The 13,934-nt window shown below is 71.2% G+C and carries 16 protein-coding genes and 1 pseudogene; 9 read left to right on the plus strand and 8 right to left on the minus strand.

All coding sequences use genetic code 11. The annotated features are described in order from the left end of the window. Positions 1-74: 74 nt before the first annotated feature. Genes AB0F38_RS21900 through AB0F38_RS21910 form a run of 3 tightly spaced genes read left to right on the plus strand, consistent with a single transcriptional unit; the run spans position 75 to position 2,061 of the window. The gene (locus AB0F38_RS21900) at positions 75-791 is read left to right on the plus strand and encodes a glycosyltransferase family 2 protein (protein WP_361895835.1); all 717 of its coding nucleotides are present in this window, start codon (positions 75-77) and stop codon (positions 789-791) included. Further along, positions 788-1,408: a TIGR04282 family arsenosugar biosynthesis glycosyltransferase gene (locus AB0F38_RS21905; protein WP_361895838.1), complete on the plus strand. Its 621-nt coding sequence runs from the start codon at positions 788-790 to the stop codon at positions 1,406-1,408. Before AB0F38_RS21900 ends, AB0F38_RS21905 begins: the two co-directional genes overlap by 4 nt. Continuing rightward, entirely contained in the window at positions 1,405-2,061 is a 657-nt protein-coding gene (locus tag AB0F38_RS21910) for a methyltransferase domain-containing protein (RefSeq protein ID WP_361895841.1), read from the plus strand. The genes AB0F38_RS21905 and AB0F38_RS21910 overlap by 4 nt, the downstream gene beginning before the upstream one ends. 63 nt (positions 2,062-2,124) lie before the next feature. Here the strand turns inward: AB0F38_RS21910 and AB0F38_RS21915 are convergent, their stop codons facing one another. Continuing rightward, a complete protein-coding gene (locus AB0F38_RS21915; RefSeq protein WP_361895844.1) occupies positions 2,125-2,529 on the minus strand; it encodes a hypothetical protein in 405 nt (134 codons plus the stop codon). Beyond that, positions 2,529-3,671, minus strand: coding sequence for a molybdopterin-dependent oxidoreductase (locus AB0F38_RS21920; protein ID WP_361895846.1), 1,143 nt, complete (start codon positions 3,669-3,671; stop codon positions 2,529-2,531). Before AB0F38_RS21920 ends, AB0F38_RS21915 begins: the two co-directional genes overlap by 1 nt. 113 nt (positions 3,672-3,784) lie before the next feature. Between AB0F38_RS21920 and AB0F38_RS21925 the strand changes: the two genes are divergently transcribed. Next, positions 3,785-5,230 (plus strand): glycosyltransferase 87 family protein, encoded by a 1,446-nt coding sequence (locus AB0F38_RS21925; RefSeq protein ID WP_361895849.1) that lies wholly within the window; start codon positions 3,785-3,787, stop codon positions 5,228-5,230. Here the strand turns inward: AB0F38_RS21925 and AB0F38_RS21930 are convergent. Both AB0F38_RS21930 and AB0F38_RS21935 read right to left on the minus strand, forming a co-directional pair. After that, positions 5,155-5,508 (minus strand): SRPBCC family protein, encoded by a 354-nt coding sequence (locus AB0F38_RS21930; protein ID WP_361895852.1) that lies wholly within the window; start codon positions 5,506-5,508, stop codon positions 5,155-5,157. The genes AB0F38_RS21925 and AB0F38_RS21930 overlap by 76 nt on opposite strands. Before the next feature lie 108 nt (positions 5,509-5,616). Next, entirely contained in the window at positions 5,617-5,910 is a 294-nt protein-coding gene (locus AB0F38_RS21935) for an ArsR family transcriptional regulator (protein ID WP_361895855.1), read from the minus strand. On the opposite strand from AB0F38_RS21935, the gene AB0F38_RS21940 reads away from it, so the two are divergent. Then, positions 5,800-6,276: an SRPBCC family protein gene (locus tag AB0F38_RS21940; protein ID WP_361895858.1), complete on the plus strand. Its 477-nt coding sequence runs from the start codon at positions 5,800-5,802 to the stop codon at positions 6,274-6,276. The genes AB0F38_RS21935 and AB0F38_RS21940 overlap by 111 nt on opposite strands. Before the next feature lie 27 nt (positions 6,277-6,303). Here AB0F38_RS21940 and AB0F38_RS21945 read toward each other — a convergent pair whose 3' ends face one another. The 4 genes and pseudogenes from AB0F38_RS21945 to AB0F38_RS21960 form a co-directional block, all read right to left on the minus strand. Then, positions 6,304-6,432 carry a hypothetical protein gene (locus AB0F38_RS21945; RefSeq protein WP_361895860.1) on the minus strand — a complete coding sequence of 43 codons (129 nt, stop codon included), beginning with the start codon at positions 6,430-6,432 and terminating at the stop codon, positions 6,304-6,306. Positions 6,433-6,728: 296 nt separating this feature from the next. Beyond that, a complete protein-coding gene (locus AB0F38_RS21950; protein ID WP_361895981.1) occupies positions 6,729-7,235 on the minus strand; it encodes a hypothetical protein in 507 nt (168 codons plus the stop codon). Positions 7,236-7,240: 5 nt separating this feature from the next. Further along, a pseudogene (locus AB0F38_RS21955) lies at positions 7,241-7,429 on the minus strand (molybdopterin-dependent oxidoreductase); the annotation flags it as partial. Positions 7,430-7,548: 119 nt separating this feature from the next. Further along, a complete protein-coding gene (locus AB0F38_RS21960) occupies positions 7,549-7,998 on the minus strand; it encodes a hypothetical protein (protein ID WP_361895863.1) in 450 nt (149 codons plus the stop codon). Positions 7,999-8,499: 501 nt separating this feature from the next. On the opposite strand from AB0F38_RS21960, the gene AB0F38_RS21965 reads away from it, so the two are divergent. From AB0F38_RS21965 to AB0F38_RS21980, 4 genes are all read left to right on the plus strand, one after another. Further along, positions 8,500-9,867, plus strand: coding sequence for a sugar ABC transporter substrate-binding protein (locus tag AB0F38_RS21965; RefSeq protein ID WP_361895865.1), 1,368 nt, complete (start codon positions 8,500-8,502; stop codon positions 9,865-9,867). 81 nt (positions 9,868-9,948) lie between these two features. Beyond that, on the plus strand, positions 9,949-10,896 hold the full coding sequence (locus AB0F38_RS21970; protein WP_361895868.1) for a sugar ABC transporter permease: 948 nt from the start codon (positions 9,949-9,951) through the stop codon (positions 10,894-10,896). Next, the gene (locus tag AB0F38_RS21975; protein ID WP_361895871.1) at positions 10,893-11,804 is read left to right on the plus strand and encodes a carbohydrate ABC transporter permease; all 912 of its coding nucleotides are present in this window, start codon (positions 10,893-10,895) and stop codon (positions 11,802-11,804) included. Before AB0F38_RS21970 ends, AB0F38_RS21975 begins: the two co-directional genes overlap by 4 nt. After that, entirely contained in the window at positions 11,801-13,840 is a 2,040-nt protein-coding gene (locus tag AB0F38_RS21980) for a beta-galactosidase (RefSeq protein WP_361895874.1), read from the plus strand. The genes AB0F38_RS21975 and AB0F38_RS21980 overlap by 4 nt, the downstream gene beginning before the upstream one ends. The last annotated feature ends 94 nt before the right edge of the window (positions 13,841-13,934 follow it).

Below are 13,934 nucleotides of genomic sequence, written 5' to 3' on the forward strand. Positions count from 1 at the left end.
CTCCAGGATGGCGTCCGCGTTTCGTAAGGACTGGAAGGGCCCTTTCCCGCTACTCCGTTCCTACGGTGTGGAGGGTGACTTCATCTGCTTGCGCACCGCCCAGCACGGACCTCGTACTGCCGTGCCTCGACGAGGCCGAAGCACTCCCCTGGGTGTTGGAGCGTGTGCCCGCCGGGTGGCGGGCCATCGTCGTCGACAACGGGTCGACCGACGGCTCCGCGGAGATCGCCCGAAGCCTCGGGGCGACCGTCGTGCACGAGAGCCGACGTGGTTTCGGTGCGGCCTGCCACGCCGGGCTGCTCGCGGCGCGGGCCGACTTGGTCTGCTTCTGCGACTGCGACGCCTCCATGGACCCGGGGCTGCTCGCCCCGATGGCCGCACGGGTGGCGACGGGTGAGGCCGATCTGCTGCTCGGCCGCCGCCGCCCGCAGGGCTTCGGCGCATGGCCCGCGCACGCCCGCGCCGGGAACCTGGCCCTCGCACGGATGCTGCACCACCGCACCGGCCTGCGGCTCCACGACCTCGGACCGATGCGGGTGGCGCGCCGGGAGGCCCTGCTCGGCCTGAGGCTGACCGACCGGCGCAACGGCTACCCGCTCCAAATGGTGGTACGCGCCGCGGACGCCGGCTGGCGTGTCGCCGAGACGGACGTCCCGTACCTGCCCCGCTCGGGTAAGTCCAAGGTCACCGGGACCTGGCGGGGCACCTGGAACGCCGTACGCGACATGCGCCGGGTCCTGGCGGAGCCGCCCGGCGCACCGTCCGTCTCGGCCGGGGAGGTCTCCGTATGAGCACCCTCCTCGTCATCGCCAAGGCTCCCGTGGCGGGTCGGGTCAAGACACGCCTCACCCCGCACTTCACCCCGCAGCAGGCAGCCGATCTGGCACGCGCCGCACTCGAGGACACGCTTGCGGCCGTGCTCGCGACTCCGGCCGGGCACCGCGTCCTGGTGCTCGACGGGCGGCCGGGGTCCTGGGTGCCCGAGGGCATCGAGGTCGTTCCGCAGACCGCGGGCGGCCTCGACGTCCGACTGGCCTCGGCCTTCTCCCACGTCGACGGACCCGCCCTGCTCATCGGCATGGACACCCCTCAGGTCACCCCGGATCTCCTCGCTCAGGGCCTCGACTTCAGCGAGACCGATGCCTGGTTCGGCCCGGCCGACGACGGCGGGTTCTGGGCGCTCGGCCTGGCCGAGCCCGCCCCGGCGCTGCTCCTCGGTGTCCCCATGTCGGTGGCTCGCACCGGGCGGGAGCAGCGCCGACGGCTGACCGCGTCCGGGCGCGCGGTACGGGACCTGCCCGAGCTGTGCGACGTGGACACTCCGGCCGACGCGGCACACGTCGCGGCCGCCATACCCGGCACACGCTTCGCCACCCTCCATGGTGGCCTCTGCGCGGTGACGCGGTGACCACCCAGCTGACCGAGCCCGCCCTCGCCTGGCGTGCGGACCCGTACGCCAAGGCCCTCCGCTCCGGCCGGGGCCCGCTCTACCTGCGCCGAAGCGACGGCTGGCTGCTTCCCCTGGACGTCGAGCGATGGTGCGCCGAACCCGACGCGGCCGACGTCACCGTCCTCGACCGCTGCGACGGTCCTGTCCTGGACGTCGGCTGCGGCCCCGGCCGCCTCGTCACCGCCCTCGCCGCACGCGGACACCGTGCTCTGGGTGTGGATGTCACCCCGGAGGCGGTGGCCCGCACGGTCCGCGCGGGAGGCAGCGCCCTGTGCAGATCGGTCTTCGATCCCCTGCCTCGTGAGGGCCGCTGGGACACCGTGCTGCTCATCGACGGCAACATCGGCATCGGAGGCGATCCGGCCGCCCTGCTGCGCCGCGCGGCCCGACTCGCCTCGCCGACCGGCTCCCTGCTGGTCGAGGTGGCCACCACCGAGGTCGACGAACGCGTCGAGGTCCACGTCGACGACGGCCGCGGCGGCCGCGGGGCGCCCTTCCGGTGGGCCCGGATCGGCACGCGGGCCCTGTGCGCCGAGGCCCCGGAGACCGGCTGGACCCGCGCCATCACCTGGCAGGCCGCGGGCCGCAGCTTCGTGGGCCTACGCCGCTGACGTCGTGACGTGGAGGGGGGCCGACCCCGGACACGTGTCGGCCCCCTTGTCCGTCGCCCCGGCTCACCGCCGCCGAGCCGCCCGTCGCAGGCATGCGCGCACCCCGACGTACGCGACCGTGATCACGGCGACGGCCGCCATCGCGAGTAGCCAGTTCCGCGCGTAGTCCAGCGGCAGGACCGTCGTGTTGGCCACGCCCTCGGGGCGCAGGAGCGGCGGCAGGGCGACGGCCGTCAGCGAGCCCGCGACGATCAGCGCGGCGCGCGGAACCCCACGCAGACGCAGACCCGCCGCCGCGGCGAGCGCGGCGATCGCGAAGACCAGAGGTGCGATCAGGCCGTCGTGCACGAGGATCCCGGCCGCGAGCCACACGCCGACCCGCCAGGGTTCGGGTTGCTCCAGCACCAGGGCACCGCCGAAGGCCATCAGGACGATCCCGCAGCCGCCCAGCACGTACCGGAACACCATCACAGCACCTCCAGTCGGCCGACCCACTTGGTCTGGAGCACTCCGGGCCGGTTCGGGGCGATGATCCGCGCCGGGTAGCCGTGGTCCAGGGACAGGACTTCGCCGTTCAGGCCCAACGCCAAGAGGGTGAGCGGGTCCTGGGCATACGTGCGGCCCATCTCCATCACCCGGTACGCGCCCGCCGCCTCCAGCGACACCACCCGGCACCTCGCCCCTGGGAGGCCGCCCGCCCGGTCCAGCAGGTCGCGCACGCGTACCCCCGTCCAGCGGGCGGACTTGCTCCAGCCCTCGACGCATGCGAGGGGCAGGCTCACCTCGTACTGCGGCATCGCCCGCAGTTCCTCCAGAGTGAGGCTGTACGGACGCGGCCCGGCGACGGTCAACCGCCAGTCGGTCAGCGACGCCGCGGTGACGCGTGCCGCGGCGGCCGTACGGTTGACCGGCAGTCCCTGCGGCCCGTGGTCCGGACTGCGCGGGCCGAACAGCTCCAGCGGACCGAGGGCGGTGACGGACTGGCCGACCGTCGTCAGGGTGGCGGCGCCGACTCCGGCCGCGGCGGCCGCCAACAGCCGACGGCGGTCCGGTCCGTCGGCGGCGGGAAGGGCCAGGGTTCCGGGCGAACGACGAGTGAAGTGCTCCCGGATCTGCGGCCATTGAACGGCGAAGTGGAGCAGCAGCGCTCCCAGCAACAACCAGGCGACGGCGTAGTGCACGGGCACGAAAGAGAACGGCCAGGGGTACCACTGGAAGGTGTTCAGCAGCCCGGTGAACAGCTCGAAGATCCCCGCGGCGACGAGCACGGCCACCGAGAGGCGCTCCAACGCGTGACGGACCGACCGGACCGGTGGCCACGTGAAGAGTCGGGGGTAGACCGCCCACAACTTGGCGAGCAGCAGCGGGATCGCGGCGATGCCGGAGGCCACGTGCAGCCCCTGGGTGAGCCGGTAGCCCCAGTACGGGCGGCTCGGCAGCCGGTCGGCGAGCCAGGCGGGCGGGTGCTGGAGGTAGTGGCTGAGCACGCCGGTCGCGAAACAGACGACGACGGCGAGCCCGAGCCAACGGCCGATCGCGGTCGCGGTACGGGCATCATGCAGACGCGCCCTGAAGGTGATCGGCGGTCCAGGAGGTGGAGTTGAGCGCATGAGCCCATGACACCCCCGGCAGGGCCCCCGCGGGTGGTCGGAACACCTTACGAAACACGGACACGCGGGATGCCCGACCCCACTTCCAGGGCCGTTCCTGGAACGCTGCGGACGTGAACGCACGCACCGCCCTCACCGCCACGGCCCTCGCCGCACTCACCACCGTCCTTGTCCTCACCATCCGGTACGACGGCTACGTCACCGACCCCGGCGGGCTGTTCTGGTGGTACGCGGCGTGCTGGGTGCTGTTCGCCGGCGCTCTGCTCGCGCTGCGCCGGGTTCCGTCCTCCCACGTCCTACCCCTGCTCGTGACCGGGGCGATCGCCGTCACGGTGACCGGACTGGTGGCGCCGCCCCGGACCAGCACCGATTCGTACCGCTACGCCTGGGACGGCCGCGTCCAGTCGGCCGGCGTCTCCCCGTACGACCACGCTCCGCAGGACCCGGAGCTCGTCCGGCTGCGCGACCCGTGGCTCTTTCCCACGGGGGCGGCCTGCACCGGCCCAGACCGTGCCCGCATCCCGCATCCCGGCCCGGTGCCACACTGCACCCGTCTCAACCGGCCCGCCGTACACACCATCTACCCGCCCGTCGCCGAGGCGTACTTCCTGACCGTCGACCAGCTCTCCCCGAAGGGGGACCGGCACAAACCCCTCCAGATCGGCTCCGGCCTGATCTCCCTGGGCGTGACCGGTGCGGTGCTGCTCATCCTGCGCCGCAGGGGCACGGACCCGCGGCGGGCCGCGTACTGGGCGTGGTGCCCCGTCGTGCCCATCGAGGCGGTCAACAACGCGCATGTGGACGTCCTCGGAGCGCTGCTGGCCGTGATTGGCCTCGGGCTCCTCGCCGTCCATCCGGACCGTCGCTCGGCCGGCGGACTGGTCCTCGGCGCCGCCGTCGCCACCAAACTCATGCCCGCCGTCGTCCTGCCGGGCGCGCTGTCCGGAGTCCGTCGCGTCCGCGACGCGGCCGCCGTGCTGCTGCCCGCCGCCGCGTTCACCGCGCTCGCCTATCTCCCGTACGTCCTCCTCTCGGACGGTTCCGTCTTCGGCTACCTCGGCGGCTATGTGGAGGAGGAAGGCTACGACGACGCCGCGGACGGCCCCCGGTACGCGCTGCTCCGCCTGGTCCTGCCCGACAGCTGGGCGCTCCCCGTGGTCGTCGTCGTCATGGCGGGCGTGTCCCTGTACGTGATGTGGCGCGGTGACCCGCACCGGCCATGGAGCGGCTCACTCCTGGTCACCGGCTGGGCCTTCGCCCTCCTCACGCCCGGCTACTCCTGGTACGCCCTCCTCCTGGTCGCCCTCGTCGCACTGGACGGACGCTGGGAATGGCTCGGCGTCGCCCTGGCCGGCCCAGCCATCTACGTCTTCGGCCGGGTCTTCGACCACCGGGAGCCGACGGCCGCGATCTCGTACGGTCTCGCGGCCCTCCTCGTCCTCGCGGCCGCTGCCGTGCGGCGGCGTCGCGGGACCGGAACGAGTCAGCCTGAGGTCTCCATCCAGGCATCCGGACTGGGGTCGCCGCCCTCGGCCCGGACCGCGAGCTGGCCGACGTAGTGGCGCCAGCCCTCGGCGTGCGCGGCGCATGCCTCCGGGGAGGGGAGTCCGCTGTGGACCAGGCGCAGCAAGGTGCCCTCCGCCGTGGGCTCCAGGGTGATCTCCACCGTGCTGGATCCGGGTGGGACGGGCATGGGGCCAGTCTCCGAGCCCCAGGTGAAGACGATCCGCTTGGGCGGGTCGACGGTGAGGAAGCGGCCGGAGGCGACGTTCTCGCCGGTGACTCGGGTGCGGTACGCGCCGCCGGGCTCGAAGGAGAAGGGGCCGTCGGCGCCCATCCAGGACAGCCACTTCTCGCGGTCGGTGAAGAAGCCGAAGACGATCTCGGGGCGGGGGGCCGATGTGCCGCTCCAGGGTGACGCTGTCCGTGGCAGGCGGAGGTGTCGTCATGAGCGCTTCTCGTTCCGTTCGGCCTCTTCGGCGAGCCGGGCCAGGGTGTCGAGCTTCGTGGCCCACATGGCCTGGAGGTAGTCGGCGAGCCGGCCCAGCGCCTCCCGGTAGGCGCGGTAGAACCGCTTGGTCCCGTCCTTGCGCAGCGTAACGAGACCGGTGTCCCGCAGCACCTTGAGGTGCTGGGAGACCGCGCCGAAGGTGACCTCGAAGCGGGCCGCGATGCCCCCCGCGGACAGCTCGTCGTCCCACGCGACCGGGTCGCCACCTATGCGGCCGACCCCTCGCACGCCCCAGAGTGGTACGCCAACATCGACTCCGTCGCCTGGCAGACCCCGCCGCCCGTCGCGATCGGCTCCCGCATCGCGTTCACTGCCCGGTTCCTCGGCCGGCGCCTCGCCTACACCTACGAGATCACCGCGTACGAGCCGGGCCGGAGGCTGGTGATGCGGACCGGCGAGGGCCCCTTCCCCCATGGAGACCACGTACGCGTGGGAACCGCGCGGGGAAGCCGGCGAGCGCACCCGCATGACACTGCGAAACGGAGCCCAGCGGCTTCGCCGCACTCGCCGCCCCCCGCGATCACGTCCGCGATGCGCCACGCCCAGAGCAAGGACCTGGCACGTCTCAAGGCGCTGCTGGACCAGCAGGTCTGAGGCCGGCCATCCGGCCTCGGTCCCCCGTCACTTGGGCGGCAGTGTGCTCGCGAAACCCACGGCCGTCGTGATCCAGTGGTCGAGGACCTGATCCTCCGCGAGCGCGGGACCGCCGACGGTCACCCAGCCGCGCATCGGCTTGCCGGTGAAGTCCATCGGGCGGGCCTCCGGGCGGGCCAGGGGCTACCTCGGCGTGCTCGGGGCCCACCCGGGCGATCAGCTCGTCGCCGACCACTCCCACGGTCATGTTCCCGCCGAGCAGGAAGGCCAGGCCGCCGAACATGCGCTTCTAGGTGAGGTCCGGCCGCTCACCGAGCCCGTCCCTGATCCGCTGGGCCAGCCCTTCGTCATACGTCATGGAACCAACTCTTCCGCACGACCTGACGACGCGGCACGCGGGAGGCCGTCGGCCGACGGGCACCGCTCGGGTCTCGAGCCGTCGCCCCTCGCCGTCACCGCGCGGCTTCGCGTGCTCGTCGCTCGCGTCGTGCCGATCGTCGTCGAGGCGCCGATTCGTGCCACCTTCGGACGAGGAGCGTCGCTGCCGAGGCGACGAAGAGGGCAGCCGTGATCAGCAGCCAGCGTCCCAGGAACCCGTCGGCCGGGAGCCCTGTGTACGCGGCGTAGCGGTCGACCCGGCCCAGGATCAGTGGCCACCAGACCAGCAGCAGCCCCGACAGGAAGACCGGAACCCGCACGTAGTTGACGGCCGGCCCCGGCGGCCCCTCCCCCGCACCTGCCTCCTCCCTGAACAGGCGCTGCGCGGCCCGGTCGGTCACCGCGTAGAAGGGAAGCAGGACGAGGTCGTGGAGGAGTGCCGCACCGACGAACCACAGGGCCACGCCCAGGGTGTCCCCCTTGAGCAGCCGGACGCCGGCGTCCGCGGCGAGTGCGAAGGAGGCCAGCACGAGGAGCAGGTGGAGCGGGGAAGCTCCGTAGCGGCGGCGGAAGGCGGCCATATGGCTCATGCCGGCTCCCCGAAGGTGATCCGGGTGACCCATTTGGTGTTGTGGACGCCGGGCGCGCCCGGGACGATCACGCGGGCCGGGTAGCCGTGGTCCCGCGAGAGCGCGGCTCCGTTGACGCCTACGGCCAGAAGTGAACGGTGGTCGCGTACCTGGTTGTCCCTCAGAACGACGGAGCTGAACGACCCTACGCCGCCCTGCCGCTGTTCCTGGCCGCGCGTGGGGCGCGCGGCCAGGGGACGCGGTTCGCCATCGTCCGCGCGCATGGTCAGCCGGCGGTGATGGTGCGCAGGATGGGTCTGGAGCGCTATCTGTCCGCGGGAGGTTCCAGCAGGTAGTCAGTGGGTGTTGGGGGTGCCGAGTGTGACCGGCCATGGGGACCCGCGGTACAGCCGTTGGCGCTAAGCGCTTGATCGCGGCTGTCGGCTGCGGATCTCGGCGTTCGGATGGGGCTGGGACTGGAGCCGCTCGCGGAGGTCGATCTCCTCGGCGGTAAGCGGGTAATGGTGAGCTTCTTGACGATCTCCGGGACGGGGACGTCCTTACCCTTGAGTGCGACGGCGAAGGTGAGCATGTCGTCGTCGATGACCTTCGGGCGTCCACCGTGGTTGTCCTTGGACGCGGCGGTGACCTGGCCTTCGATGGGCGTCTCGGGGGCGGCCACCTTGAACTGGTGGACCAGGGCGAGAGCCTTCTCCAGCTCGGGCCGCAGCTTCACCCGGGTGCTGATCTGCTCCTTGAACATGGTACGAAGCACGGAGGAACTCCCGATGTGTCTGCTCCCTGCCTGCTTCTACAGGTCAAGGGCGGAGTTCGAAGCCTACAGCCATCCGCATGTCCCCGTCAGCTGTCGCCAGGTGCCGCAAGCCCCTCACCGACCCGCTGCCGACTCCCGAGGAACGACCGGGCCGACCGGTCCGGACGCGCCCCGCGGGCGGCGACACCGCACGGCGCGGACCGCGCGCTCGTAACACCCGGTAGCCCGACGGGGCGCCCCACAGGCCACACTGTTCACTCATGCACATTCACTGAAGCGCTTTCTGACAACGTTCGACAATCCCGTCCCCCGGTCGGCGAAGCCAACCCTCGCAGGTAGAGACCACTGCTCGCACCCTCCGCAGGGTCGATAACGTTTTGTGTTTGGTTCCGTGATTTTCCGATCGAATGTGTTGACTTCACAAGTCGTTAACAGTCAATGTGTGCGCACCCCGACCGCTCTGGGACCTATATCAGAGCGGCACGCACCTGAGGAGACGCCATGTCACTGCGGACCCATCGCCCTGTGCTCCGCCGGGCCCTGGTGGCCTTTGCCGCACTTCCCCTGCTCGCGACGGCGGCGTGCGGGGGCGGCTCCGGCACCGAGGACCGCGCCTCGGGCGGTCAGGGCACGTGCGAGAAGAGCAAGGGCAAGGTCGAGCTGACGTACTGGTCCTGGATCCCCGGCGTCGAGAAGGCGGTGGCCGAATGGAACCGCCAGAACCCGGACGTCCAGGTGTCCGTCAAGTCGACCCCGAACGGCAACGCCGGCACGTACCAGAACATGTCCAACGCCCTGAAGGCGGGCGACGCCCCCGACCTCGGCCAGATCGAGTACGACTCGCTGGCGAGCTTCCGCCTCCAGGAAGGCCTCACCGACATCGCCGCGTGCGCGGGGGTCAAGGAGGCCGAGGACGACTTCGTGAAGTGGACCTGGTCGCAGGTGACCTTCGGGTCCGGTGGCGAGGACGGGGTCTGGGCGGTGCCGCAGGACACGGGCCCGATGGCCCTCTTCTACCGCAAGGACCTGTTCGAGAAGCACGGCATATCCGTCCCGAAGACCTGGGAGGAGTACTACGAGGCGGCCAGGAAGCTGAAGAAGGCCGACCCCAAGGCGTACATGACGCACTTCTCGCAGACCGACCCGAACTGGTTCAGCGGCCTGCTGTGGCAGAAGGGCGCGAGCATGTTCGCCCAGGAAGGCGACGCGTGGAAGGTCGACGTCGACAGCCCGGCCGCCGGCGAGGTGGCGGACTACTGGCAGAAGATGATCGACGAGAAGCTGGTCGCGACGAACCTGCAGGGCTTCTCCCCGGCGCTCTACAAGGCGTGGAACGACGGCGAGGTGGCGACCTGGGTCAGCGCCGCCTGGGGCTACAGCACCATCCGTGACAACGCCAAGGCGACCTCCGGCAAGTGGGGCGTCGCGCCGATGCCGCAGTGGTCGGCGGGCGACAGCACCGCCGGCAACTGGGGCGGCTCGACCACGGCGGTCCTCGGCAAGAGCGAGCACCCCTACGAGGCGGCTCAGTTCGCGCTGTGGCTGAACACGGACCCGAAGGCGCTGGAGATCCTCAACCGTGAGGGTGGTCTCTACCCGGCGGCCACCGAGGGACTCGGGATGGAGGCCCTGCAGCAGCCGGTGGACTTCTACGGCGGCCAGAAGGTCTTCGACGTCTTCGCGGACGCCTCCAAGAACGTCACCACGGACTGGACCTTCGGCCCGACGATGACGGACACCTACCGCTTCATGGGCGACGGCATCGCGGGAGCGCTGGGCGGCGAGGGGACGCTCAAGGACGCGCTCGCGCAGACGGACGCCAAGACGGTGGACTCCCTGGAGAAGCAGTCCCTCGAGGTCGCCAAGTAAGTGCCGGGGACCGGCGGCGCGTGGGAACACGCCGCCGGTCCTCTCCCCCCTCGTCGAGCAAGCCCGGGAAGAGACCACCACATGACCGCCGATCGGACAGCCGCGACAGCGGCACCGCCAGCCAAGAGCACCGCGACCCCCGCTCCGCCGCGCCGCAGGCGGAACTGGGCGCCCGCCTTCTTTCTCCTGCCGTTCTTCATACCGTTCGTCCTGTTCACCCTGGTACCGGTCGGCTACGCCTTCTACCAGAGCCTGCTCAAGACCGAACGGACCGGCGGCACCTTCGGCCGCAAGACGACCGTGTTCGCCGGTCTCGACCAGTACAGGGAAGTACTGGGCGACGCCGAGTTCCTCGCCAGCGTCGGCCGGGTGCTGCTCTTCGGGCTGGTGCAGATCCCGGTGATGCTGCTGCTGGCCCTGGTGCTCGCGCTGCTGCTGGACTCCACCGTGGCCCGCCTCAAACGCTTCTTCCGCATCGCCTACTTCGTCCCGTACGGCATCCCCGGCGTGGTCGCCGCACTCATGTGGGCGTTCCTGTACGACCCGCGCCTGTCGCCCGTCGTGGACCTGCTCGACACGGTGGGGTCCGCGCCGGACTTCCTCGGCTCGTCCATGATGCTCTGGTCCATCGGCAACATCGTGACCTGGACCTACACCGGGTACAACATGCTGATCATCTACGCCGCGCTGCAGGCCATTCCGTCCGACGTCTACGAGGCGGCGCGCATGGACGGAGCGAGCGAGGTGACGATCGCCTGGCGCATCAAGGTCCCCATCCTGCGTCCGGCCCTCATCCTGACGGGCGTCTTCTCGATCATCGGGACCCTGCAGCTGTTCACCGAGCCGCAGGTGCTGCGCTCCATCTCCACCAGCGTCACCAGCACCTACACACCGAACCTGGCGGCCTACTCGCTCGCCTCGTCGGACAACTACAGCGAGGCCGCCGCCATGTCGGTGACGCTGGCCCTGGCCACGTTCGTCCTGTCGTTCGGATTTCTCAAGTTCACGGGTCGAAAGGCCGAATCATGAGCCTCCTCACCGACACCGCGGGTGCCCACGCGCCCGCGCCGGCCTCCGGGACGGCATCGCGCGGCCCGCGGGAGAGCCGCCTCTCCGTGGTCGTCGCCACCGGTTTCCTGACCGTGATCGCCCTCTACATGCTGCTTCCGGTGTTCTGGCTCGTCGTTTCGGCCACCAAGAGCCAGGGCGACCTGGTCGGCTCGTTCGGCCTGTGGTTCTCCGACTTCCACCTGATCGACAACCTGCGGGCGTTGTTCGCCAAGCAGGACGGGGTCTACCTTCCCTGGCTGCTCAACAGCCTCCTCTACGCGGGGGCGGGTGCGGCCGTCGGCACGCTGCTGTCCGCCATGGCCGGATACGCCTTGGCCAAGTACCGTTTCCGCGGAAGGGAGTTCCTGTTCTCCGTCGTGCTCGGCGGGGTGCTGGTCCCGGCCACGGCGCTCGCACTGCCGCTGTTCCTGCTCTTCGCCAAGGTGGGCGCCACCAACACCTTCTGGGCGGTCTTCCTGCCGAGCGTCGTCAGCCCGTTCGGCGTCTACCTCTCGCGCATCTTCGCGGCCGCCTCCGTGCCCGACGAACTCCTGGAGGCCGCCCGCATCGACGGGTCCGGAGAGCTGCGGACCTTCTTCACCATGGCACTCAGACTGATGTCGCCCGCCATGGTGACGATCTTCCTGTTCCAGTTCGTCGTCATCTGGAACAACTTCCTGCTGCCGCTGGTGATGCTCCAGGACGAGCGCCTCTACCCGGTCACCCTGGGCCTGTTCACCTGGCAGTCCCAGGTCAGCCGCGACCCCTCGCTGCAGATCCTCAGCCTCACCGGATCGCTCGTCTCGGTCGTCCCGATCGTCATCACCTTCCTGGTGCTCCAGCGCTACTGGAAGGCCGGTCTGGCGGCGGGAGCGGTGAAGTCGTGAACGGCGCACTCAAGCAGCTGTCCGACCGGCTCGGCGGCATCGCGTACGGCGGCGACTACAACCCGGAGCAGTGGCCGCGCGAGGTGTGGGAGGAGGACGTCCGCCTCATGCGCGAGGCGGGCGTCAACCTCGTCACCGTCGGCGTCTTCTCCTGGGCCTTCCTGGAGCCCCGTCCGGGAACGTACGAGTTCGGCCTGCTCGACGAGGTCATGGACCTGTTGCACGCGAACGGCATCGCGGCCGACCTGGCGACGGCCACGGCGTCCCCGCCACCGTGGTTCTCGCTGCGCCACCCCGAGGCCCTTCCCGTGACCTCCGACGGCGTACGGCTGAGTCACGGCTCGCGGCAGACGTTCTGCCCGAGCAGCCCCGCGTACGCCGAGGCGGCCGGCCGTCTCGTCGAGCGGCTCGTGGAGCGGTACCGCGACCACCCCGCGCTCGCGCTGTGGCACCTCCACAACGAGTGGGGCAACCACAACGCGCACTGCTTCTGCGACACCAGCGCCGAGGCGTTCCGCACCTGGCTCAGGCAGCGGTACGGCGGTCTCGACGGCCTCAACGAGGCCTGGGGAACGGCGTTCTGGAGCCAGCGGTACGGCGACTGGGCGGAGGTCGTGCCGCCACGCGCCACCGCCGCCGTGGCCAATCCGACCCAGCAGCTCGACTTCTGGCGGTTCTCCTCGGACGCGCTGCTGGGGCTGCACCGGCGGGAGGCCGGGATCGTGCGCCGCCTCTCCCCCGGTGTGCCGCTCACCACCAACCTCCTGGTCACGCTCGAGAAGAAGGTCGACGGATTCTCCTTCGCCGGGGAGTGCGACTTCGTCTCCGTGGACCAGTACCTCACGGCCGCGGACCCCGAGGCGCACGTCGGGCTCTCCCTCGACGCCGACCTCGCACGCGGCATGGGCGGCGGCGCACCGTGGCTGCTGATGGAGCACTCCACCTCCGCGGTGAACTGGCAGCCCCGCAACGTCGCGAAGACCCCGGGGCAGATGCGGCGCAACAGCCTCGCGCACGTGGCGCGCGGCGCCGACGGCGTCCTGTACTTCCAGTGGCGCCAGTCGAAGGCCGGCGCCGAGAAATGGCATTCGGCGATGCTGCCGCACGGCGGCACGGACACCAGGACCTGGCGCGAGGTCACCGCTCTCGGCCGGGACCTGAGGGCGCTGGCGGAGGTGCGCGGCACCCGCGTGGTGTCGGACGTGGCGCTCCTCTTCGACTGGAACGCCTGGTGGGCCCTCGAGATGGACGCCACCCCCTCACAGGACGTGCGCTACCTCGACCTGGTCCGCGCCTGGTACGAGGCGCTGTGGTCGCTGGGCGTCACCTGCGACCTCGTGCACCCCGGGAGCGACCTGAGCGGCTACCGGCTGGTCCTCGTCCCCAGCCTCTGTCTGACGCGCGACACGGACGCCGCGGCGCTGAACGGGTTCGTCGCACAGGGCGGACACGCGGCCGTCGGCTTCTTCAGCGGTGTGGTGGACGAGAACGACCACGTCCGCCTCGGCGGCCACCCCGGAGCGTACCGGGACATGCTCGGAATCCGTGTCGACGAGTTCTTCCCGCTCCGGGAGGCGGAGACGGTCCGGCTCTCCGACGGCTCCCGGGCCACGGTCTGGACCGAACTCGTCGAACCGCGCGGGGCCGAGACGGTCCTGTCGTTCGCGGCGGACCCCTCGCGCGGCGGCCCTGCCCCGGGCCACCCCGCGATCACCCGTCACCGCCACGGCGACGGCGTCTCCTGGTACGTGGCGACGCGCCCGGACCCGGACGCCCTGCGCGCGCTGCTGGCCCGGGTGTGCCGGGAGGCCGGGGTCACCGCCGCGGCCGAGGTCCCGGCCGGGGTCGAGGCGGTCCGCAGGCGTGGCACGGACGCCACGTACCTGTTCCTGATCAACCACTCCCCGCGCCACGTGTCCGTCCCGGCGGCGGGCACCGACCTGTTGAGCGGCGCCACGGCCGACGGTGAGGTCGTCGTCCGCGCGGGCGACGTCGCGGTGATCCGGGAGCACGGCGCCCCCTCGCCGGGACGGTGACGGGGCGCCGTGCTCGCCCGGCGACGGCAGGATGAGAGGGCCGGGCTCGGGCGTCGCCGGGCACCGCCGTGAGGTACCGGAACCCGGTGTCGGC

Origin of the sequence: Streptomyces sp. NPDC025273 (assembly GCF_040638585.1) — a bacterium.
In the GTDB taxonomy this organism is placed as follows: domain Bacteria; phylum Actinomycetota; class Actinomycetes; order Streptomycetales; family Streptomycetaceae; genus Streptomyces; species Streptomyces cinereorectus.